The organism is Gloeocapsa sp. DLM2.Bin57 (assembly GCA_007693955.1).
Lineage (GTDB): Bacteria > Cyanobacteriota > Cyanobacteriia > Cyanobacteriales > Gloeocapsaceae > Gloeocapsa.
This window is the reverse complement of sequence record RECR01000064.1, coordinates 1-20,072: the sequence shown is the minus strand read 5'-3', so window position 1 is coordinate 20,072 and position 20,072 is coordinate 1. Positions and strand designations below refer to the sequence as shown.

Here is a 20,072-nt window from a genome sequence, read left to right as displayed (position 1 = left end):
CTTTTGAATATGTATCTATTTCTCGAAGCCGCAGCAACTGGGAATATACCTCTTGCTTTTATCGCTGTTTATTTTATCGGTTTTATCGCTGCTGTTACCATCGGTTCGATCGCTTGGTATAACTCCAAAAGACCACCAGGTTGGGAAGATAAAACACGTCCTGATTTTGTCCCGAAAGTAGAATCAGATGAGGAAACTCCCGAGAGTTAATCACTTGTCATTATGGCAAAATTAACATTAGAACAAGTAAGCAGAGAATTTGACCAGGTAAAAGCGATCGCTGATATCTCCTTTCAAGTACCCAATGGTGAGTTTTGGGTACTCGTAGGACCATCGGGGTGCGGAAAATCAACAATTCTCAGGGCGATCGCCGGGTTAGAAAAGGTTACCGCGGGAAATATCTATATCGATGACCTTCGGGTTAACGAAGTACCAGCTAGACAAAGGGATGTAGCGATGGTTTTCCAAAATTACGCTCTCTATCCTCATCTCACGGTAGCAGAAAATCTCGCTTTTGGTTTGAAAATGCGCAAAGCTTCTCCCTCCACTATTAATACTAAGGTGGAAGCAATCGCGCGATCGCTCTCTATCTCCCACCTTCTCAAGCGTAAACCTAAACAACTCTCAGGAGGTCAACAACAACGGGTAGCTTTAGGAAGAGCAATTATTCGTGAACCTAAATTGTTTCTTCTCGATGAACCCCTCTCTAATCTAGACGCACAATTACGGGAACAAACTAGAACGGAATTAAAACAATTACATCAACAGGTAGGAATTACCACGATTTATGTCACTCATGATCAAGTTGAAGCGATGACTCTAGCTGACCAAATTATTGTCCTAGATCGTGGTCAAATTCAACAAATCGGCACACCCGGAGCCATCTATAATCAACCTGCTAATCGTATGGTGGCTACTTTTATCGGGAGTCCACCTATGAATATTCTACCTGCTACTTATCAAGATTATGGTTTATTCCTGCACAATCAGCGGTTGTTATTAACTCCTGAATTAGTTAAATCTTTAGAAATTGATGGGGTAGATTTTTTTGAGGTAGGAATAAGACCAGAAAATATCCATATTTGTGACTCAGTAGAGGATTTAGACACAACTAACCAATTAGATGTTATGATCCAACTTGTTGAACCTTTAGGACATCAGACTCTGGTTCAAGCTATTCTACCTGATACCCAACAGATAATTAACTTCTACGCTTCTCCCCATTGGTTAGGTTATAGGGGCGATCGCCTCAAGGTTACACTTGATTTAGATAATTTATTTATTTTTCCTAGATAACATAACAAATAATCCCCGTTCCTAGTAGTAAGCTAATCCCTATTAATCCCGCTAGGGGTTCTCGAAAAAATCCAATTAACCAGGGGGAAACTACATTATCTTTATAGCTAATCAATTGGGCGCTACTCAGAGAAGCTAATACCCAAATCCAACCACTATGTAACCCCCAAGCTAAAGCTATGCTATCATTAGCGGTTAAACGGGCTTGTACTAATACCATTCCCATTAACCATAAGCCAGGTAATTGGGGTATCGTTTTCTTTCTTTCCCAGAGTAAGTGTAAAAGAGCAAAAATTACCGAAGCGATCGCCCCTGCTACCCAGTTATCATACTCTTGTCGTAATTGCCAAAACATCCAACCCCGAAAAACTAATTCTTCAATCAACCCAATACCAATACTTATAGCTAGTATGGGTAGGGCGATTTTTCTTAAATTTGGCAAATTCTCTGGTAGCCATTCTAACCAATTGAGATACTTTTCTAAACTTAGCAGTAAAGCTAAACCCAGTATAGCTATGATTATGCCTAGGAAAAACCAGAGGAAAAATTCTGGTGCTAATTTTACCCCACAATTAGACCAAGAACTCTGGTCAATTTTAATTGCTCCCCAAACTATTCCAGGAGCAATTAGATACAGAGAGGCTATTAAGGGTAATTTTTGCTCAGTTTCTAAGGGATCTTGAATACGCCATTTGAGTATTTTAGCTAAAGGAATAGCCAAAGGTAACCAAATAATTAGCCAAATTAATAAAAAAATGGCTACCCTGATCAGGCTTGATTCTCCAACTAGTAGAATTAAACCTGACGCAGTCAAAAGGGGATTAATAGTCATGAGCAAAATTTGACCAAATAACTAAGAGCAAAAATTTAGGACTAATCTAGTTATGATCTAAATATTCTCTGCCATTTTCTTCGCTAGGCTCGATTTGTTTTAAGTGGATGTGTTTATATCCTAACTTAATTTCAAACTCATCTCCTGGGATTAATCCCATTTCTTGAGTATAAGTCGAACCTATAACAATTTGACCATTTCTGTGCACAGTCACTCTATAAGTTGCTTCTCTCCCACGACCATCTTTCATTCCTTCGGGATCAAGAGGGACTCCCTTAGCTACTAAAAGAGCGTCATAAAAATCCGTCAAATTAACGCGAGTTTGACCGTTCTTAATGCTATAATAGCCACAGTGTTTAGCCGTTTCTCTACGTGGCAAGTGTGATAGCTCTTTAACTTTTTGCAGTAGAGCTTTACCTGTTAAAGGTGTTCCTTGGGTGTCATTCATTGTCTAAACTCTTCTTAATGATTCATTTTTTTTTGCTAGTAAATTATATTATAAAAAAAAACTTGTCAAAAGAAAATACTTAAAAGAAAATTTTTGTAAAAATAGCAATAAAAAATAACCCTGGGGTATATTCACTCAGACATTAAGAGTTAAACTAAAATAGAGAAGAGTAAAGCACCAGAAGAAGAAGAGATGGAAGTCAAGTTAAAAGTATGGCGACAAAATAGTAACAATCCAGGAGAGCTAGAAACCTATTCTCTCGAGGTTGAGCCAGGAAATACTATTTTAGATTGTCTCAATAAAATTAAATGGGAATTAGACGGAAGTTTAGCCTATAGAAAAAACTGCCGCAATACTATATGTGGTAGTTGTGCCATGAGAATAAATGGTCGTTCTGCTTTAGCTTGTAAAGAAAATGTAGAGCAGGAAATTAAAAACTATCACAGCACAGAAATAACGATCGCTCCTTTAGGAAATTTGCCAGTAATTAAAGATTTAGTAGTAGATATGTCTAAATTTTGGCATAACCTAGAAGCGATAGAGCCCTATGTCAGCAGTGAAAGTAGAACAGTACCCGAAAGAGAATTTTTACAAAGTCCTCAAGAAAGAGAACAACTCAATCAAACGGGTAATTGTATTATGTGTGGTGCGTGTTATTCTGAATGTAACGCAGTAGCTGTCAATGAAGAATTTGTCGGACCTCACGCTCTGGCTAAAAGTTTACGCTTGCTGAAAGATTCCCGAGACGAACAAACAGAAACCAGACTAGAAAATTATAATAATCAAGAAAGTGGAGTCTGGGGGTGTACACGCTGTTTCCAGTGCAACTATGTATGTCCCATGGAAGTAGCGCCAATGGATCAAATCAGCAAAATTAAACAAGAGATTTTGCAACGAGAAGAAACAGGAAGTATGGCGATTCGTCACCGTAAGTTGTTGATCAATCTGGTGAAACAGGGAGGCTGGATAGATGAGCGCAAATTCGCTCTGTTACTAACGAGTAATTATTTTCGGGATTTGAAGGAGTTATGGAAAATCTTACCCGTAGGTTGGAAAATGTTCCGCACAGGCAAACTCCCGAAAACATTTGAAGCATCCACAGGAACTCAAGAAGTGCGATCGCTAATTGAAGCCGTACAAGCTACCACTAAATCAGCAAAAGGACAATAGAAAAACTATGGGTAACACCTTTGGACATTTATTTAGGATTACTACCTTTGGAGAATCACACGGAGGAGGAGTAGGAGTAATCATCGATGGATGTCCACCCCGTCTAGAAATTAGCACAGAAGAAATACAAGCAGATTTAGACCGCAGACGTCCAGGACAAAGTAAAATAACTACTCCACGTCAAGAAAGCGATACCTGTGAGATTCTCTCAGGAGTGTTTGAAGGGAAAACCCTGGGAACACCCATCGCTATTCTCGTACGCAATAAAGACGCTCGCTCTCAAGATTATCAAGAAATGGCGGTAAAATACCGACCTTCTCACGCTGATGCTACCTATGACGCTAAATATGGTATCCGTAATTGGCAAGGAGGGGGAAGATCTTCGGCTCGTGAAACCATCGGGAGAGTAGCTGCAGGGGCGATCGCTAAGAAAATACTGCACCAGTTAGCGTCCGTAGAAATCGTCGCTTATGTCAAAAGCATCAAGAATTTAGAGGCTAAAATCAATCTAGATCAAGTCAACCAAGCACAGGTTGAAAGTAATATTGTACGTTGTCCCGATGCAGAATGTGCCGAACAAATGATTGAACTCATCGATAAGACGCGTCAAGCCAAAGACTCTCTCGGTGGAGTAGTAGAATGTATCGTGCGTCAAGTACCCAAAGGATTAGGAGAGCCAGTCTTTGATAAACTAGAAGCAGATTTAGCTAAAGCGGTTATGTCTCTCCCGGCTACCAAAGGTTTTGAAATCGGCTCAGGATTTGCAGGAACTCTACTTACAGGGAGTGAACACAACGACAGCTACTATATAGACGAACAAGGGGAAACCCGTACTCGCACTAATCGCTCTGGTGGTATTCAAGGTGGCATTAGTAACGGTGAACCTATTATTATCAGAGTAGCTTTTAAACCTACCGCTACCATTGGTCAAAATCAAGATACAGTCACCAATACAGGCGAAGAAACCCAACTAGCCGCCAAAGGAAGACACGATCCCTGTGTTTTACCTCGGGCTGTACCTATGGTTGAAGCTATGGTAGCCTTAGTCTTATGCGACCACCTCTTACGTCATCAGGCACAATGTAAGTTGTGGTAATTGAATTAGGGGAGGTTGATCAATTTGCCTCCCCTTTTGCCTTGAGATGCAAGAACAAGAGTATTATTTTTGGATTTTGAGAATCGCCAACAGACCGTGACTACATCCGTAACCTTGTTGCGTTTCATATTCAAGAGTACGCAGAGCATAACCTAATTGAGGTTCAATGATATTAGCTCTAGGATCTCCGTGCCACATCCAGCTTACATCAGATATCGCCCGATCCACTGTCATCAAAGCAAACTGCAAAGGTTTAGGAAACTCATCCCAACCTTCTAGTTCAATTAAAGAACAGCGTTTCCAGAGACGTTTTTGGCAATATTCTACCACTATATTCCAAGATTTAATTAACTGCAGGAGATAGGGATTGATTAAAGGATGTTCTGGTACTATGTGAGGATCTATCAACAAATCTTCTAAATTTGTCCGTAAATAATCTTCATGTAGTGAATTAACAGCCGTCCTAATCGGTTTAAGTTGGGGATTATAGTGCTGGGTATCCGTATGACGTCCTACTAATACAGAGCGATCCATTAATCTTAACACTTCTACACCTACACCAGTGCTAGTTGTTAACTGTTGGGCTAGTTCTTGAATTTCTGAGCCAATCCAAAAGCGCAGAGGAAAGTGATCAATCTCAATTTTTTCTCTAGTAGCTCGTGAGTACAGATAACTCATAGTGTATTCTTGTACTTTGTCTGACTCGGAGGTGGCGTTCCAAAAATTTGGCCATTCTAGAGAGTAGCGTCCGAGTAAATCAAGTACCACTAAACTTTCATTTTTACCATGGTCACAAATATCCTCCAGGAGTTTGACCAAGTCTGCAGCAGAAAGATGTGATAAAGAACCATAGGAAGAAAAGTAAATATCAAAGGGTTCTTGTTCTACTTTAATTGCCCCTAAACCTTGGCGTAAATCTGCCTGGGCAAATTCTACTTCTGATTTATCCTCAAAAATAGTTTTACCCTTTTCTACCATAGCGGCACTGATATCTAGCCCCAAATACAAATCTATTTGATTTTGGGGTAGAACTCTTTCGTGTTGCAGCCCTAAATCTAAATCATGGCGATCAATCTTAGTCAAGATTTGGTAACCTTGTCCGGCACCACAACCGAGATCCACGATACGTAAATCCTGATTACTATTAATCCTTTTTTTAACTAATTCTTCCAGAAAAGGTCGTAAGGCAATTCTAGTCAATTGATCTTCCCAGTACGTCCTTACATTGTCGTATTTACCGAATAAATTACCGACATATAAATCATATTTACCTTCTCTAACTGCTTGAGTATAGGTTTTTTCTCCGACTGATTGCATGATCCAATCCTCTTGAGTTAGTGTAAAGTTCCCTGCCATCTTCCCACGAGATTCGCTATCTCAGGGTTATTAAAATGACTTTGGAAAATCTGATAGTATAATAACCCTTCTTTGTCTTTTATGGGAAATTCCTGACATATTGCTTCTGCCAATTTGCTGTCACTGATGGTAGCCTTAGCATACTCCGCTAGAATTGTAGAAGATGCACAGCCTTGGGCAAATTCCATCTTATCCCGCCATACTACTGCTTCGGGTAACTTATCTTCAAAAGCTTTACGTAGTAACCATTTTTCGATGCCATAGGTCTGATATAGTTTTAAGGCAGGATCAATCCTGAGACATAATTCAATAAATTCTGTATCTAAAAAAGGGACTCTCGCTTCTAGACTGTTAGCCATAGTCATGCGATCTACCCTTTGGAGGTTTAAGTTATGTAAACCTTTGAGAATAGTAATAGATTCCTGATGTAAAGCTGCCGAATCATTATAATCAGCAAAGTAACTATAACCGGCAAATAATTCATCAGAACCTTCGCCACTGAGAACTACTTTTACATATTCACTAGCTAAGCGAGAAACGAAATAACAGGGGATAGAACTACGCACTAAAGCTGGGTCATAAGATTCCAGATAATAAATGACATCTGGCAGTAATTCCAGCATTTCTGCCTCAGTATAAACATATTCATGATGAATAGTGCCCAAATGTTCCGCTACTAAACGCGCTGCCTTTAAATCAGGAGAATGGGGAAGTCCTACGCAAAAAGAGTGTAATTCCGGCAGGTGTTCAGCCATCAAGGCAGCAATAACACTAGAATCTAAGCCACCACTGAGAAAAACCCCCACAGGTACATCAGACATCAAGCGTTTTTCTACACTTTGAGATAAACAGGAGCGAATTTTAGCTATTATAGTATCTGCATCCGTGAGAATCTCCTGGGGTTCTTCAGGCCACTGGTAATAGGGAATAAAGCCCTCTTCCCGACGATAGTAATGACCGTTGGGAAATTCGTAAATTTCATCAGTATGTTCAGCTAGGGCTTTGATTTCTGAGGCAAAAAACAGGGAATCATCAACCTTGCCATAGTAGAGGGGTTTAATCCCAATGGGATCTCTAGCAGCGAACAATTCGTGACCATCGCTTATGACGAAAGAAAACATACCATCTAGGTAGTTGGTCACTTCTTCAGCAAATCGTTGGTAAAGGGGGAGTAATACTTCACTATCGCCTTGGGAAATAAAGGCATAGTTAGAACCAAATTCTTGGCGCAGCTTTTCATGGTTATAAATTTCTCCATTGCAGATAACATAACGTTTATTTTCCTGATCTTTAAAGGGTTGGTGTGCCCCCACCACATCCACAATTGCTAGACGTTGATGTCCTAAAAGCAAGTTATTTTGTTTGATAATGCCACTGTCATCTGGTCCTCGATGAACTAAGGTCGATAGCATTGTTGCAAAATTATCTTGATTGGTTGGGTTTTGACTAAAAACCCCAAGAATTCCACACATTTTAAATTTCCTTGAGTTTCCTTGAATAGTTTAGTGGCTTTTTCGGCATTATGGGGAAAATTGTCTCTAAAGTTACACTTTCTTCACTTTTGCCTTTTGCCTATAACTATTTTTGTGTTATTTATTACCACAAGTACGGTAGAGGTGTTGAAACAATAATCTACCGTTATAATGCGCAAGTATAAAGTCTATCGCTAATTAAATTATCTGTACTTTTATGCTATACTTAGCCCAAGCCAAAAATAGTTGTAATCCAGATAGCATTATTTTACAACTAATAGCCTACCAAGAAAGTAATCTGACTTGGAGTCTTTGTCATCCCGAAATTGTTATTATAGATAACTTATATTATTTGAATGAAGGAGTTTTAGTTTTAGTTAATCTTGATGAAAATGAAAATCTTATTGATATAAAAGAAGCTAAAGACTGGGTATTAAATTTAGTGAATCTCTATTTAAATTCAGATAAAATCTCACCAGAAAGTTTAGAACAAGAAAAGCAACGACTAGAAGAATGGAGACGGGAGTTAACAGCTAAAAATCAGGAAATAACTCAAACACGTCTAGAATTAGAAACTAGATTAGAGCAGTTACAAGAATTAGAGGAAAACCTGAAAAAACTAATTAAACAACAAGAATAATTATGTCGGCATCACTGAAAGAAATAGCCCTAGTTTTTGGCAAACTAGGAGTAGTAGGTTTTGGTGGTCCTGCTGCTCATATAGGGATGATGGAAGATGAAGTAATTAACCGTAAACAATGGCTAGATAGAGGACATTTTCTAGATTTAGTGGGAGCAACTAATTTAATTCCCGGACCAAATTCTACAGAAATAGCGATAATGCTAGGTTATGTGATTAGAGGTTATCCAGGCTTGATTATAGCGGGAGTTTCTTTTATCTTTCCTGCTGTTTTAATCACGGGAATATTAGCCTTTATTTATCAAAATTTTGGCTCTTTACCAGAAATTAATCCTCTGTTAACAGGAATTAAACCCATAGTTATCACTATTATTATTAATGCTTTGTGGAAACTAGGTAAAAAAGCGCTTAAAAGTTGGCAACTAGTGATTATTGGTTTAATAGTTGTGGGTTTAGTTGTCTGGGGAGTTAATGAAATAATTGCCTTACTATTAGGTGGAATTATCGGAATGTTTTGGTTAGGAAGATTTTCGGGTACTTTATTCTCTAGTGCGATGATTTTTCTGTTAAATACCAATCCTTCTACTCCTGCTGATAGTCCAAAATTATGGCAATTGGGGTTATTTTTTCTGAAAATAGGTAGCGTCTTATTTGGTAGTGGTTATGTTTTAGTAGCTTTTTTGGAAGGAGAATTAGTTAATAATTATCAATGGTTAACCCAACAACAATTACTAGACGCGATCGCCATTGGACAATTGACCCCAGGTCCAGTGTTATCTACCGCTACCTTTATCGGTTATATTATCTTAGGTGTACCAGGAGCGATCGTCGCTACAGTAGGTATATTTTTACCCTCATTTATTTTAGTCTTGTTACTCAAGCCAATAATTCCTAAATTACGTAACTCCAGATTAACTAGTGGGTTTTTAGACGCGGTTAACGTCAGCGCAGTAGCTTTGATGGTTGTGGTTATCTATCGTCTCGGTATAGCTACTCTGAGTGAACCTTGGGGTAATTTTAGCTTTAATCTACCAGGTCTAGGCTTAATTATTCTGAGTGGGTTTTTATTGCTTAGATACAAAGTTTCCACCCCAATACTGGTGTTGATGGGAGGTTTACTAGGAATTTTTATTTATTAACTTGACTTTAAACTGAATTTAGAGCTATAATCAGAGTCTGTGCATAAATTTCGCTTAAAATATTTTAGCTACTTTGATGACTTACGCAATTATTGAAACAGGTGGCAAACAACTGCGCGTAGAGCCAGGGCGCTTCTATGATATAGAATTACTTCATGTAGAGCCAGAATCTGACTATACTATAGACAAAGTTCTTTTAGTCCAAAACGCAGATGATATCCATGTTGGTCAACCCTACTTAGAGGGAGCAACCGTAGAAGGAACAGTATTAGAACATAGACGCGGACGTAAAGTGCTAGTCTATAAAATGAAACCTAAAAAGAAAACTCGTAAAAAACGCGGACATCGTCAAGAAATAACCCGTCTGATGATTAATTCCATCAGTATCAATGGTGAGGCGATCGCCACTTACAGTGAAACAGAAGAAACAGAAACCCCTGAAGCAACAACTGTAGCAGGATAGGAGTAAAAATGGCTCATAAGAAAGGAACAGGAAGTACACGTAACGGACGTGATTCTAATTCTAAAAGACTAGGAGTAAAACGCTACGGTGGACAAGTAGTCAGCGCTGGTAGTATTTTAGTTAGACAACGCGGTACTAAATTTCACCCAGGTAAAAATGTTGGACGTGGTGGAGATGATACCCTCTTCGCTTTAGTTGATGGGGTAGTGACATTTGAATATAAAGATAGAAAACGCCAAAAAATCAGCGTTTATCCCCAAGAAACCGCAGCAGTTTAAAAAACAGCCCCCGAAATTCGGGGGTTATTTCTTTTAGTAGGGTGCGTTACTTAACGCACCATATCCAATATGCCAGAATGAGGTTACTGATACATTTAGGCGGTAAAACACGACACAAAGCCTTATTTTACTAGCAATAGCTTTTAAGTATTTCTACTCAAAAGGAGGTATCCCTCAAAGCTAGAAAAACTTTTCTAGCACTTCCTGTTTGACAATTTTACGTCTGGGGAGACGTTGAGAAGGCTTTTTAATAACAAGTTTTGGGCGATGACAGCACTCCTACTTGTTTTACCGCCTCAAGCACGGTGCAATACCGATCTTTTTAAGATTATCACATTTTAAGGATTTAATCAATGATATCTTGAAAATATCTGTTTTTACCGATAAGTAGCTTAAATCTCTGATTAGAGTCAACTCCTAAAAAAAATTAGGTAGTATAATCAGCATTAATCTTAACATAATCATAGCTTAAATCACAACCCCAAGCTGTACCTGTACCTGAGCCATTACCTAAACAGACAGAAATCAAAACGGTATCATCTTGTAAATAAGCTCCCTCGGCTTTAGCTTTGAGGTAACTACTAGCTGCTTGAGCATCAAAAGCTAGAGGTTGTCCATTATCCATCAGCAGGAAGTCACCTAATTTAATGCGTAAGTCTTCTTGATGAAAGCTAACCCCAGCGCGACCCGCTGCTGCTGCGATACGTCCCCAGTTAGGATCTCGTCCAAAGATAGCGGCTTTAACTAGAGATGAACCTGCAATGGTGCGTGCAACTTGTAAGGCTGAGGTTTGATCAGATGCACCAGAAACCTGTACCTCGATTAAACAGGTAGCCCCTTCACCATCACGGGCGATCGCCTTAGCGAGATATTGACAGACAGCTGTCAGCATAGCTTCTAGTTTTTGTCCATCTTTATTCAATTCGGTGATAGTGGGGGTGCGAGATTGACCATTAGCTAAGGCGATGAGAGTATCATTGGTACTAGTATCCCCATCTACGGTAATCTGGTTAAAACTCTTTTGAGCTGCACGAGAGAGCATTTCTTGCCAGAGGTGGGTAGATACCATAGCATCACAAGTTACGAAAGAGAGCATAGTAGCCATATTGGGGTGAATCATCCCTGATCCTTTGGCTATTCCACCAATGCGCACAGGGCGATCGCCTATAGTTGTTTCCAGGGCGATGGTTTTAGGGACTAAATCCGTAGTCATAATCGCTTTAGATGCGTTTTCGTTCCCGTCACTAGAGAGGGAAGCTACTAACTCGGGAATGGCTACGGTGAGTTTATCCATGAGGATACGTTTACCAATCACACCAGTAGAAGCTAGTAAAACTGATTCTGGTGCTATTTGTAGGGTTTTAGCTACTACAGCAGCACTATCTAGGGCGTCTTGCCAGCCTGGCTCTCCTGTAGCTGCGTTGGCTTGCCCTGCATTACATAAGATAGCGCGAATGCTGTTTTTACCCTGGAGTATCTGACGACAATAATCTACACAAGCTGCTCTGACTTGGCTTGTCGTAAATACTCCCGCGGCGATCGCTTCTGTTTCTGACCAAATCAGGGCTAAATCTTTTGCTCCTGATGGTTTTAAACCCGCGGCTAATCCTGCTGCTTGGAAACCTTTAGCTGCGGTAATTCCTCCCGGTATTTCTTTGATATCTGTCATGGTTGTTGTTTTTGTCAAAAATTGTCAATCTTATGATTCTAGCTTTTCTGTTAGAATCTGATTAGTTAATTTTGGATCTACACGTCCACCACTTTTTTTCATCACTTGTCCCACAAAAAAGCCTTTTAATTTGGTTTTACCACCTCGGAAAGCTGTTAACTCTTTGGGGTGAGCTTGTAAGACTTCGTCGATAATTTTAGCGATCGCTTCTGGATCACAAATTTGACTTAAACCTTTACTTGCTACTATGGCTTTAGGTGATCCACCTTTAGTCAGTAATTCTGGGAGGATATCTTTAGCGATTTTCCCGCTGATGGTTTCACTTTCGATTAATTCTACCAATTCACCTAACGCTACTGGAGTCAGAGCTATATCAGTGATGCTGAGTTTGTTATTATTTAAATAGGCGCTAATATCTTGAGTCACCCAATTTGCTACTAATTTAGGATTAGCACCTGTGGCGATCGCTCCTTCAAAATACTCAGCGATGGTGCGATCGTCTGTTAATACTCGCGCGTCATAAGCAGATAATTCTAATTCTTGCTCATAACGGTGACGTTTTTGCGCAGGTAATTCTGGTAATTCTGAGCGCCATTTTTCTTTTTGGGCTGGGGATACTTCAATAGGGGGTAAATCTGGTTCAGGGAAATAACGATAATCGCTAGAGCCTTCTTTTGAGCGCATACTAGAGGTACGTTGGTTATTTTCTTCCCAGAGTCTGGTTTCTTGACGGATAGTTTCTCCTGCTTCAATAGCTAGAGTTTGTCTTTCTATTTCATATTCGATGGCTTTTTGAATAGCGTTAAAGGAGTTCATATTCTTAATCTCTACTTTAACACCGAATTCTTTTTGTCCTACAGGACGTACAGAGATATTCACGTCACAACGCAGAGAGCCTTCTTGCATATTACCATCACTCACCCCGAGATAACGCACTATACGACGCAATTCTCTAGCGTATTCCGCAGCTTCTGCACCTGAGCGTAAATCTGGCTCTGAAACTATTTCTAATAATGGCACACCTGCTCTATTAAAATCTACCAGAGAGTAAGTTGAGCCAGCAAGGCGATCGCTTCCCCCATGTACCAGTTTACCCGCATCTTCTTCCATATGGGCTCTAGTGATGCCTATTTTTTTACGAGTGACTTCCCCTGTTTGTTTATCTACTAATTCTATTTCTAGCCAACCATTAGTAGCGATTGGTAAATCATATTGAGAGATTTGATAATTTTTGGGTAAATCGGGGTAAAAATATTGTTTACGGTCAAATTTACTATAGGGAGCGATTGCACAATTAAGAGCTAAACCCGCTTTAACTGCGTATTCTAAGACTTTTTCGTTAAGTACTGGTAATACGCCTGGATAACCTAGACAAATGGGGGAGATATTCTCATTAGGAGGTGTGCCAAACTCTGTAGATACTGCACTAAAGATTTTGGTTTTGGTTTTGAGTTGACAATGGGTTTCTAACCCGATAATTACTTCATATTCTGTTTTAGTGGATGTAGCGGTTGTCATGAAACTTTTTACCCTTTGTTAAGACAGTTTTATTATATTGTAGAATTTATGGTACGGTTTAAGCACTAATTATCATTGCTTTGTGTTAAAATAGAATCAAAATGATTGAGAAAATTCGTCAAAAAGTTAGACAAAACCAATTTGAATTTTCTCAACACGCTCTTGACCCAACTATTTTTCGTCAAATCGCTGTTCAAGAATTGCAAGAAGCAATAGAACAAAGTGAGGTTATCGAAGATTATCCCGATGATAAATATGGTGCAAGTTGCTTGATTGGGGGAGTTACTTTAGCTGGTAAAGTCTTACATATCCATTGTAGTTATCCAGATAGACCTTTAATAAAAATTATTACTATATATGAACCAGATCCTCAATTGTGGATTAATTTTAAGTTAAGGAGAAAGAAAAATGTCAACGGAATTTAGACAAGAAACTTTAGTGGAAAAGAAAGTAAATTATACTATTGAAGTCAACGGTAAACTATATTTAATCAAAAATGTTCCTGCTAGGGTTTGTCTAGAAACAGGAGAGCGTTTTTTTGCTCCTGAAACTGTGGAACGTCTGCAAAAAACTATTTGGCAAAACAACCAACCTCAAGAAGTAATCCAAACATTGGTATTTAATTTTTCTGACTGTGATGACTAGAACCTATAATTATTATACTATAGATGTTTTTACGCAACAAATTTTTGGTGGTAATCCTTTAGCGGTTTTTCCCGATGCTCAAGGGTTAACCACCTCTCAAATGCAGCAAATCGCTAGAGAATTTAACCTCTCAGAAACGGTTTTTGTCTTACCTCCTGAAAAACCCATTCATACTCATAGATTGCGCATATTTACCCCATTTGCTGAGTTACCTTTTGCGGGACATCCTACCCTAGGTACAGCTTATTTATTGAGTCGAATTAAACCTACATCTTCTCTAGTTTTTGAAGAAGGAGTGGGAACAATAAGAGTAAAAATTGAACCTGAAACTGGTTATACAGAACTAACTTCAACCACAACTCCAGAATATCAGAAAACATTACCCGAAACAAGAGATCTTGCCCAAATCTTAAACATTAATCCCGCAGATATCCTGGATATAGCTGCTGTTTCTTGTGGTTTACCTTTTCTATTTATACATTTAACTAATTTAGAGGTTATCGGTCAAGTTAAACTTAATCTACCATTATGGGAGCAGATTTTAAGCTGTTATTGGTCACCCCATTTGTATCTATTTACAAGAGAAACAGTAGCTAAAGAAGCAGATATTCACGCGCGGATGTTTGCTCCTGCTTTAGGTATAAGCGAAGATCCCGCTACAGGATCAGGTGCAACCGCTTTAGCTGCTTATTTAGTCAAAGATAACTTACACTCCTCGGGTACTCTAGAATGGATTATAGAACAAGGTTTAGAAATGGGTCGTCCTAGTTTATTAAAAGCCTCAGCTGATTGTCAAGATAGTCAACTTTACTCTATTAGAGTAGGGGGAAATTCTGTTTTAGTCAGTGAAGGTCGTATTTTTTTATGAGGTGTTAGGTATTATAAGTTATTATTCCTATATAATATACTCTCCCTACTCCCCACACTTCCCCTCTTCCCTGAAAATTAGTGTATTCTAGGATACACAGAAAATCCAAGAGAAAGAGAAGCAACTATACTTGAGTATGAAATCACTATCCCTAATAACTGTTTATGAAGATTTCTAAGTTGAGTATTTTTCTTTGTCTATTAGTAGCTGTATTTACCCTAGCTGCAGGTAGGGGTTACTCTCAAATCCCCGAGAGAGTCGCTGATAATGTTATTGATATAGACGGATCTAGTACAGTCTATCCAATTACTGCAGCGATACAGCAAGCATTTGAACAAGAAGCGGGAGATTTACAAGTATCTGTCTCCTTTTCTGGTACTGGAGGAGGTTTTCGTAAATTCTGTGCAGGAGAAACCGATATTAACGGTGCTTCTCGTCCTATTTCTAACCAAGAGATGGAAACTTGTCGAGCTAATGGGATAGGATATATTGAGATACCCGTTGCTTTTGACGCTTTAACTATAGTAGTCAATCCTAACAATGACTGGGTTGATAACATTACCACAGAAGAACTCAAAACCATTTGGGAAACATCAGCCCAAGGTAGAATAACCAACTGGCAACAAGTTAACCCCGCTTGGAAAGATGAAGGATTGCTTTTATTTGCTCCTGGTGTTGACTCGGGAACATACGATTATTTTAACGAAGCGATTCTCAACGCCAATACTTCTCGTAGTGATATTGTTGCTAGTGAAGACGACGATATCTTAGTACAAGGAGTCAACCAAAGTTTAGGAGGCTTAGGATATTTTGGTTTATCTTATTACTTCCTCAATCAAGATAAATTAAAAGCTTTAAGCGTTAATGGAGTTGCACCCACTAGGGAAAACGTCGAAAATAATACCTATCAACCCTTATCTCGTCCTTTGTTTATTTACGTCAATATTCAGTCTGCACAAAAAAACCCTCAATTTCGTAGATTCATTGATTTTTACCTCAAAAACGCTACCAGAATTATTGAACAAGTAGGTTATATACCCTTACCAGAAGAAGCTTATCACATTGGTTTTGTCCGCTTTACTCAAGGTAAAGTAGGTACTGTCTTTAATGGTGTTCCTGAACCTAATCTGACTATTTTAGAAGTTCTACAGCGAGAACAACAATTTTAATTATGGGTTAGGGTGTAGAGAATAACCCTACACCTTAACTTTGTCCTGCTTTCCCTTAAGATATAAAATAACTATTAAAACGAAATTAAATCCAATGACTTCAGAAGCAACCAATCACACCGGACAAGATAAAACCTTATTAGCGATGAAAAACTTTTCTGAACAATACGCTAAACGCACAGATACCTATTTCTGTGTTGATCCTTCCGTAACCGCTGTGGTTATTCAAGGATTAGCTAAACATAAAGAAGAGTTAGGTGCCCCTCTTTGTCCATGTAGGCACTACGAAGATAAAGAAGCAGAAGTAAAAAACACCTATTGGAATTGTCCTTGTGTTCCGATGCGAGAACGTAAAGAATGTCACTGTATGCTGTTTATTACCCCAGATAACGATTTTGCAGGAACAAGACAAGATATTACTATCGAAGAACTCCAAGAAGTCCAGGAGAGTATGTCTCTTTGAGTTCTGCTGAGACTGAATCAGAATTTACCGAAGCGATCGCCTTGTTTAATCAACAGGAATTTTATGCTTGTCATGATACTCTAGAAGCCTTATGGATGGAAGCTTTAGAGCCAGATCGCAGCTTTTATCAGGGTATCTTACAAATAGCTGTAGCCTGTTATCATCTTGGTAATCAAAATTGGCGTGGTGCAATGATTCTCTTAGGGGAAGGGAGTAACAAACTTAAAGGTTATCAACCAAGTTACTATGGGATTGATATCACTGATTTTTTGACTCAGAGTCTAGATTTATTAAAACAATTACAAGAATCAGATCCTGAGTTGAGAGTAAATTTAGTGACATCAGTACCAAAAATTAGCTTTAAATAGCCATTATGTTAAAATACTCTCGTTTATTGTGTTTATTCGGTCTGATTTGGGGAGGAACGATCGCCGCTTTGACTCTCAATCTAGAGGCGATCGCCCAATCTACCGATTTAGAAAATGCTCTCACAGTACGTTCTGATATACAAGAAGCCAACTCAGAGACGGGAATTATCACCGCTAGAGGTAACGTAAAAATCTATTATCCCGCTAGACAAATCCAAGCAACCGCAACTCAAGCACAATATTTTAGTAAAGAACGTCGTTTAGTCCTCACTGGTAATGTTTATGTTTTGCAAAATGGTAATAGTATGCGAGCAGAAAACATGACCTATTTAATCGATCAAGGAAGGTTTATCGCCACTCCGAGAAACGATCAACAGGTAGAATCCATCTATATAATTACTGATAATCAAGAAGAAGAACCAGTAATTCTCTTTGAAGACAATTTAAATTCAGAAAACTAACCGTGGCTATTATTCTGGAAAACATCCATAAATACTATGGTAAACTTTGCGTAGTAAATCGGGTTAATTTGAGAGTATCTCCTGGAGAAATCGTTGGTTTACTCGGTCCTAATGGTGCGGGAAAAACCACCACTTTTTATATCGCTACTGGTTTAATTAAACCTAATGAGGGGAATGTTTGGTTAGAAGATATTGATATTACTAGTATGCCCATTAATCAAAGAGCACGTCTAGGAATAGGTTATTTACCCCAACAAGCTAGTATTTTTCGTAATCTTACTGTATTAGAAAACCTTCTGTTAGTATTAGAACAAGCTAAAATTCCCCCCCAACTTAAAGAAGTACGTCTCCAAGAATTAATGCGAGAATTTCGTCTGGAAAAATTTGCTCACGTCAAAGGATCGCAAGTTTCAGGAGGGGAAAGACGTAGAACCGAAATAGCACGCTCTCTCGCGGTAAGTATGACAGGTCCTAAATTTTTACTTCTTGATGAACCTTTTGCAGGTGTTGATCCTATTGCTGTAGCAGAAATTCAAGAAATTATCGCTCAATTAAAAAAACGCTCTATGGGTATTCTCATTACAGATCATAACGTCAGAGAAACTTTAGCAATCACAGATCGCGCTTATATTATGCGTGATGGTCAAATCTTCGCTTCAGGAACTTCTGAAGAACTATACAATAATACTCTTGTTAGACAGTACTATTTAGGGGATAAGTTTCAACTCTAATCACACTCACACCATGAATATTAATAAAAAGAATCCTCTTACTTCACTACCTCTTTTTTCTTCATTGATGGATCGTTATCTTATCCTAGAGCTAATTGTACCCTTGTTATTTGGTATGGGGTTGTTTACTTCTTTGGGTTTATCCATTGGTATAGTCTTCGAGTTAGTCCGCAAAATGACCGAGTCAGGTTTACCCCCTAGCGTCGCTTTTCAAATCTTGATGCTAAAAATGCCAGAATTTATCGTTCTAGCTTTTCCTATGTCTATGCTTTTAGCTACTTTAATGGCTTATAGCAGATTATCCTCTGATAGTGAATTAATTGCTCTGCGCAGTATAGGAATTAGTATCTATCGTTTGATTATCCCTGCACTTATTCTGAGTATCTTTATTACTGGTTTAACTTTCTTCTTTAATAATTTTATCGCTCCTATGGCAAATTATCAAGCTGCAGTTACCCTAGAAAAAGCTTTAAGTAGAGAAAGACCAGATTTTAAAGAAAATAATATTATCTATCCCGAATACAAAAGAGTTGAACGTCCCGATGGTAGCAGAGAAACCGTCTTAAATCGTTTATTCTACGCTGAAGAATTCGATGGTCGCAATATGATTGGTTTAACAATCTTAGATCGCTCTCAAGAGAATGTCAATCAAATTTTGACAGCTAAAACCGCTTCTTGGAATATTGTTGATAATGTTTGGGACTTTTTTCATGGTACTATCTATATTATCGATACCGATGGTTCTTATCGCAATATTGTTCGCTTTGAACATCAACAGTTAGCCATTCCTAGAGCACCATTAGATTTAGCTCAACGCGGTCGTAGTCATAGTGAAATGAATATCGTGCAAGCTCAAGAATATTTACAGATTCTCCGTCTCAGTGGGGATGAACAAAGAATACGTAAGCTAAAAGTGCGTATTCAAGAAAAAATTTCTCTTCCTTTTGTGTGCATAGTTTTTGGTATAATTGGGTCAGTGATAGGTTTACAACCAACTCATACTAACCGAGCTACAAGCTTTGGTATCTGTGTAGTTCTTATTTTTGGTTATTACTTATTCTCATTTTTCTCTAGTTCTCTAGGAATTTGGGGTATTTTATCTCCTTTTATGGCTGCTTGGTTACCTAACTTTTTTGGGTTAGTTTCTGGTACTTATTTATTAGTTAAATCTGCTCGTTAAAAACCATGGAAATGTTTAATTTTGTTAACTCTCTCGTCTTTGGTGTCTTATTACTGGCTATCTTATTAGGTGCATGGGGAAATATCCAGGAATTTCAGAAAAAAGTAGAAGTTGAAAAAGAAAATGAACGACTAAAGTTATTAGAGGAACGAGAACAAAAATTAGCTGAGTTAACAGACGAATATCAAACTTTAAAGCAGGAAACGAGTACCTTACAACAAGAGTTAGGAGAATCAGAAAGTCAAATTCAAGAGAAAGAAAATGAATTAGCTGCTCTCCAAAAAATACTAGATGATTCACAAGAAATTGTTACCCAAAAAGATGAACAGCTAGCTATTCTGCGAGAAGAGTTAGGAGATTTAAAATCTAGAGTTGAACAGAAAGAAAACGAATTAGTCACTCTCAAACAAGATTTGGGGAATTTAGAAGGTAGAGTTACCCAAAAAAACGAAGAATTAACTAATCTTCAACAAGGGTTAGAAGACTCAATAGAAATTATTAAAAAAAAAGATCAAGAGTTGACTGACTTAGAATCTAGAGTTAACCAAAAAGACGAAGAATTAACTAATCTACAACAACGGTTAGAGAATTTAGAAGGTAAAGTTAACCAAAAAGACGAAGAATTAACTAATCTTCAACAAGGGTTAGAAGACTCAATAGAAATTATTAAAAAAAAAGATCAAGAGTTGACTGACTTAGAATCTAGAGTTCAAGAAAAAGAAGATGAGTTAGCTACCTTACAACAACAAGTAAGAGAATTCCCCGTAATAATTACTCAAAAAGACGAAGAATTAGCCAACCTTCAACAAC

The 20,072-nt window shown here is 38.3% G+C and carries 24 protein-coding genes; 18 read left to right on the top strand and 6 right to left on the bottom strand.

Annotated features, from left to right (window positions below):
• Window positions 1–9 precede the first annotated feature (9 nt).
• Both EA365_07345 and ugpC read left to right on the top strand, forming a co-directional pair.
• Window positions 10–210, top strand: coding sequence for a hypothetical protein (locus EA365_07345; GenBank protein ID TVQ45669.1), 201 nt, complete (start codon window positions 10–12; stop codon window positions 208–210).
• 12 nt (window positions 211–222) lie between these two features.
• On the top strand, window positions 223–1,296 hold the full coding sequence (ugpC, locus tag EA365_07340; protein ID TVQ45668.1) for a sn-glycerol-3-phosphate ABC transporter ATP-binding protein UgpC: 1,074 nt from the start codon (window positions 223–225) through the stop codon (window positions 1,294–1,296).
• On the opposite strand, the gene EA365_07335 is transcribed toward ugpC, so the two are convergent.
• Together EA365_07335 and EA365_07330 are read right to left on the bottom strand one after the other, a co-directional pair.
• Window positions 1,289–2,128, bottom strand: a complete 840-nt coding sequence (locus EA365_07335; protein ID TVQ45667.1) for a CPBP family intramembrane metalloprotease — start codon at window positions 2,126–2,128, stop codon at window positions 1,289–1,291. The two genes, ugpC and EA365_07335, sit on opposite strands and share 8 nt — an antisense overlap.
• Window positions 2,129–2,174: 46 nt before the next feature.
• On the bottom strand, window positions 2,175–2,576 hold the full coding sequence (locus EA365_07330) for an AbrB family transcriptional regulator (protein ID TVQ45666.1): 402 nt from the start codon (window positions 2,574–2,576) through the stop codon (window positions 2,175–2,177).
• Between the two features lie 192 nt (window positions 2,577–2,768).
• Here EA365_07330 and EA365_07325 point away from each other — a divergent pair, with 192 nt between their 5' ends.
• Together EA365_07325 and EA365_07320 are read left to right on the top strand one after the other, a co-directional pair.
• Entirely contained in the window at window positions 2,769–3,746 is a 978-nt protein-coding gene (locus EA365_07325) for a succinate dehydrogenase/fumarate reductase iron-sulfur subunit (protein TVQ45665.1), read from the top strand.
• A gap of 7 nt (window positions 3,747–3,753) precedes the next feature.
• Window positions 3,754–4,842: a chorismate synthase gene (locus tag EA365_07320; GenBank protein ID TVQ45664.1), complete on the top strand. Its 1,089-nt coding sequence runs from the start codon at window positions 3,754–3,756 to the stop codon at window positions 4,840–4,842.
• Between the two features lie 63 nt (window positions 4,843–4,905).
• On the opposite strand, the gene EA365_07315 is transcribed toward EA365_07320, so the two are convergent.
• Window positions 4,906–6,159, bottom strand: coding sequence for a class I SAM-dependent methyltransferase (locus EA365_07315; protein ID TVQ45684.1), 1,254 nt, complete (start codon window positions 6,157–6,159; stop codon window positions 4,906–4,908).
• Between the two features lie 17 nt (window positions 6,160–6,176).
• Window positions 6,177–7,670, bottom strand: coding sequence for an asparagine synthase B (locus EA365_07310; protein TVQ45663.1), 1,494 nt, complete (start codon window positions 7,668–7,670; stop codon window positions 6,177–6,179).
• Between the two features lie 217 nt (window positions 7,671–7,887).
• Here EA365_07310 and EA365_07305 point away from each other — a divergent pair, with 217 nt between their 5' ends.
• The 4 genes from EA365_07305 (at window position 7,888) to EA365_07290 (ending at window position 10,190) form a co-directional block, all read left to right on the top strand.
• Complete coding sequence (locus tag EA365_07305) at window positions 7,888–8,310, top strand: hypothetical protein (protein ID TVQ45662.1); 423 nt, start codon at window positions 7,888–7,890, stop codon at window positions 8,308–8,310.
• A gap of 2 nt (window positions 8,311–8,312) precedes the next feature.
• Window positions 8,313–9,449, top strand: a complete 1,137-nt coding sequence (gene chrA, locus EA365_07300) for a chromate efflux transporter (protein TVQ45661.1) — start codon at window positions 8,313–8,315, stop codon at window positions 9,447–9,449.
• Between the two features lie 76 nt (window positions 9,450–9,525).
• Entirely contained in the window at window positions 9,526–9,912 is a 387-nt protein-coding gene (gene rplU, locus EA365_07295) for a 50S ribosomal protein L21 (protein TVQ45660.1), read from the top strand.
• Between the two features lie 8 nt (window positions 9,913–9,920).
• Window positions 9,921–10,190: a 50S ribosomal protein L27 gene (locus tag EA365_07290; protein ID TVQ45659.1), complete on the top strand. Its 270-nt coding sequence runs from the start codon at window positions 9,921–9,923 to the stop codon at window positions 10,188–10,190.
• Between the two features lie 427 nt (window positions 10,191–10,617).
• On the opposite strand, the gene argJ is transcribed toward EA365_07290, so the two are convergent.
• The gene (argJ, locus tag EA365_07285) at window positions 10,618–11,859 is read right to left on the bottom strand and encodes a bifunctional ornithine acetyltransferase/N-acetylglutamate synthase (GenBank protein TVQ45658.1); all 1,242 of its coding nucleotides are present in this window, start codon (window positions 11,857–11,859) and stop codon (window positions 10,618–10,620) included.
• Window positions 11,860–11,889: 30 nt separating this feature from the next.
• Window positions 11,890–13,377 (bottom strand): Asp-tRNA(Asn)/Glu-tRNA(Gln) amidotransferase subunit GatB, encoded by a 1,488-nt coding sequence (gatB, locus tag EA365_07280; protein ID TVQ45657.1) that lies wholly within the window; start codon window positions 13,375–13,377, stop codon window positions 11,890–11,892.
• A 101-nt stretch (window positions 13,378–13,478) separates the two neighbouring features.
• On the opposite strand from gatB, the gene EA365_07275 reads away from it, so the two are divergent.
• From EA365_07275 to EA365_07230, 10 genes are all read left to right on the top strand, one after another.
• Complete coding sequence (locus EA365_07275) at window positions 13,479–13,802, top strand: DUF4258 domain-containing protein (protein TVQ45656.1); 324 nt, start codon at window positions 13,479–13,481, stop codon at window positions 13,800–13,802.
• A complete protein-coding gene (locus EA365_07270) occupies window positions 13,786–14,022 on the top strand; it encodes a YgiT-type zinc finger protein (GenBank protein TVQ45655.1) in 237 nt (78 codons plus the stop codon). Before EA365_07275 ends, EA365_07270 begins: the two co-directional genes overlap by 17 nt.
• Window positions 14,015–14,890: a PhzF family phenazine biosynthesis protein gene (locus tag EA365_07265; GenBank protein ID TVQ45654.1), complete on the top strand. Its 876-nt coding sequence runs from the start codon at window positions 14,015–14,017 to the stop codon at window positions 14,888–14,890. The genes EA365_07270 and EA365_07265 overlap by 8 nt, the downstream gene beginning before the upstream one ends.
• A gap of 164 nt (window positions 14,891–15,054) precedes the next feature.
• Window positions 15,055–16,059 carry a PstS family phosphate ABC transporter substrate-binding protein gene (locus EA365_07260; GenBank protein ID TVQ45653.1) on the top strand — a complete coding sequence of 335 codons (1,005 nt, stop codon included), beginning with the start codon at window positions 15,055–15,057 and terminating at the stop codon, window positions 16,057–16,059.
• A gap of 94 nt (window positions 16,060–16,153) precedes the next feature.
• The gene (locus EA365_07255) at window positions 16,154–16,522 is read left to right on the top strand and encodes a ferredoxin--nitrite reductase (protein TVQ45652.1); all 369 of its coding nucleotides are present in this window, start codon (window positions 16,154–16,156) and stop codon (window positions 16,520–16,522) included.
• Window positions 16,519–16,890 carry a DUF309 domain-containing protein gene (locus EA365_07250; protein TVQ45651.1) on the top strand — a complete coding sequence of 124 codons (372 nt, stop codon included), beginning with the start codon at window positions 16,519–16,521 and terminating at the stop codon, window positions 16,888–16,890. Before EA365_07255 ends, EA365_07250 begins: the two co-directional genes overlap by 4 nt.
• Window positions 16,891–16,895: 5 nt before the next feature.
• The gene (locus EA365_07245; protein TVQ45650.1) at window positions 16,896–17,351 is read left to right on the top strand and encodes an OstA family protein; all 456 of its coding nucleotides are present in this window, start codon (window positions 16,896–16,898) and stop codon (window positions 17,349–17,351) included.
• A gap of 2 nt (window positions 17,352–17,353) precedes the next feature.
• The gene (lptB, locus tag EA365_07240; protein TVQ45649.1) at window positions 17,354–18,082 is read left to right on the top strand and encodes an LPS export ABC transporter ATP-binding protein; all 729 of its coding nucleotides are present in this window, start codon (window positions 17,354–17,356) and stop codon (window positions 18,080–18,082) included.
• A gap of 13 nt (window positions 18,083–18,095) precedes the next feature.
• Window positions 18,096–19,262 carry a YjgP/YjgQ family permease gene (locus tag EA365_07235; GenBank protein ID TVQ45648.1) on the top strand — a complete coding sequence of 389 codons (1,167 nt, stop codon included), beginning with the start codon at window positions 18,096–18,098 and terminating at the stop codon, window positions 19,260–19,262.
• A gap of 5 nt (window positions 19,263–19,267) precedes the next feature.
• On the top strand, window positions 19,268–20,072 hold an 805-nt coding region (locus EA365_07230), incomplete at its 3' end, for a hypothetical protein (protein ID TVQ45647.1).

Bases quoted from the DNA above. Each gene is read 5' to 3' on its own strand.
- EA365_07320 (TVQ45664.1), top strand. From the start codon at position 3,754: ATGGGTAACACCTTTGGACATTTATTTAGGATTACTACCTTTGGAGAA.
- EA365_07260 (TVQ45653.1), top strand. From the start codon at position 15,055: ATGAAGATTTCTAAGTTGAGTATTTTTCTTTGTCTATTAGTAGCTGTA.
- EA365_07305 (TVQ45662.1), top strand. From the start codon at position 7,888: ATGCTATACTTAGCCCAAGCCAAAAATAGTTGTAATCCAGATAGCATT.
- EA365_07325 (TVQ45665.1), top strand. From the start codon at position 2,769: ATGGAAGTCAAGTTAAAAGTATGGCGACAAAATAGTAACAATCCAGGA.
- EA365_07290 (TVQ45659.1), top strand. From the start codon at position 9,921: ATGGCTCATAAGAAAGGAACAGGAAGTACACGTAACGGACGTGATTCT.
- EA365_07310 (TVQ45663.1), bottom strand. From the start codon at position 7,670: ATGTGTGGAATTCTTGGGGTTTTTAGTCAAAACCCAACCAATCAAGAT.
- EA365_07275 (TVQ45656.1), top strand. From the start codon at position 13,479: ATGATTGAGAAAATTCGTCAAAAAGTTAGACAAAACCAATTTGAATTT.
- EA365_07345 (TVQ45669.1), top strand. From the start codon at position 10: ATGTATCTATTTCTCGAAGCCGCAGCAACTGGGAATATACCTCTTGCT.
- EA365_07245 (TVQ45650.1), top strand. From the start codon at position 16,896: ATGTTAAAATACTCTCGTTTATTGTGTTTATTCGGTCTGATTTGGGGA.
- rplU (TVQ45660.1), top strand. From the start codon at position 9,526: ATGACTTACGCAATTATTGAAACAGGTGGCAAACAACTGCGCGTAGAG.
- argJ (TVQ45658.1), bottom strand. From the start codon at position 11,859: ATGACAGATATCAAAGAAATACCGGGAGGAATTACCGCAGCTAAAGGT.
- gatB (TVQ45657.1), bottom strand. From the start codon at position 13,377: ATGACAACCGCTACATCCACTAAAACAGAATATGAAGTAATTATCGGG.
- ugpC (TVQ45668.1), top strand. From the start codon at position 223: ATGGCAAAATTAACATTAGAACAAGTAAGCAGAGAATTTGACCAGGTA.
- EA365_07335 (TVQ45667.1), bottom strand. From the start codon at position 2,128: ATGACTATTAATCCCCTTTTGACTGCGTCAGGTTTAATTCTACTAGTT.
- chrA (TVQ45661.1), top strand. From the start codon at position 8,313: ATGTCGGCATCACTGAAAGAAATAGCCCTAGTTTTTGGCAAACTAGGA.
- EA365_07265 (TVQ45654.1), top strand. From the start codon at position 14,015: ATGACTAGAACCTATAATTATTATACTATAGATGTTTTTACGCAACAA.
- EA365_07270 (TVQ45655.1), top strand. From the start codon at position 13,786: ATGTCAACGGAATTTAGACAAGAAACTTTAGTGGAAAAGAAAGTAAAT.
- EA365_07315 (TVQ45684.1), bottom strand. From the start codon at position 6,159: ATGCAATCAGTCGGAGAAAAAACCTATACTCAAGCAGTTAGAGAAGGT.
- EA365_07235 (TVQ45648.1), top strand. From the start codon at position 18,096: ATGAATATTAATAAAAAGAATCCTCTTACTTCACTACCTCTTTTTTCT.
- EA365_07330 (TVQ45666.1), bottom strand. From the start codon at position 2,576: ATGAATGACACCCAAGGAACACCTTTAACAGGTAAAGCTCTACTGCAA.
- EA365_07255 (TVQ45652.1), top strand. From the start codon at position 16,154: ATGACTTCAGAAGCAACCAATCACACCGGACAAGATAAAACCTTATTA.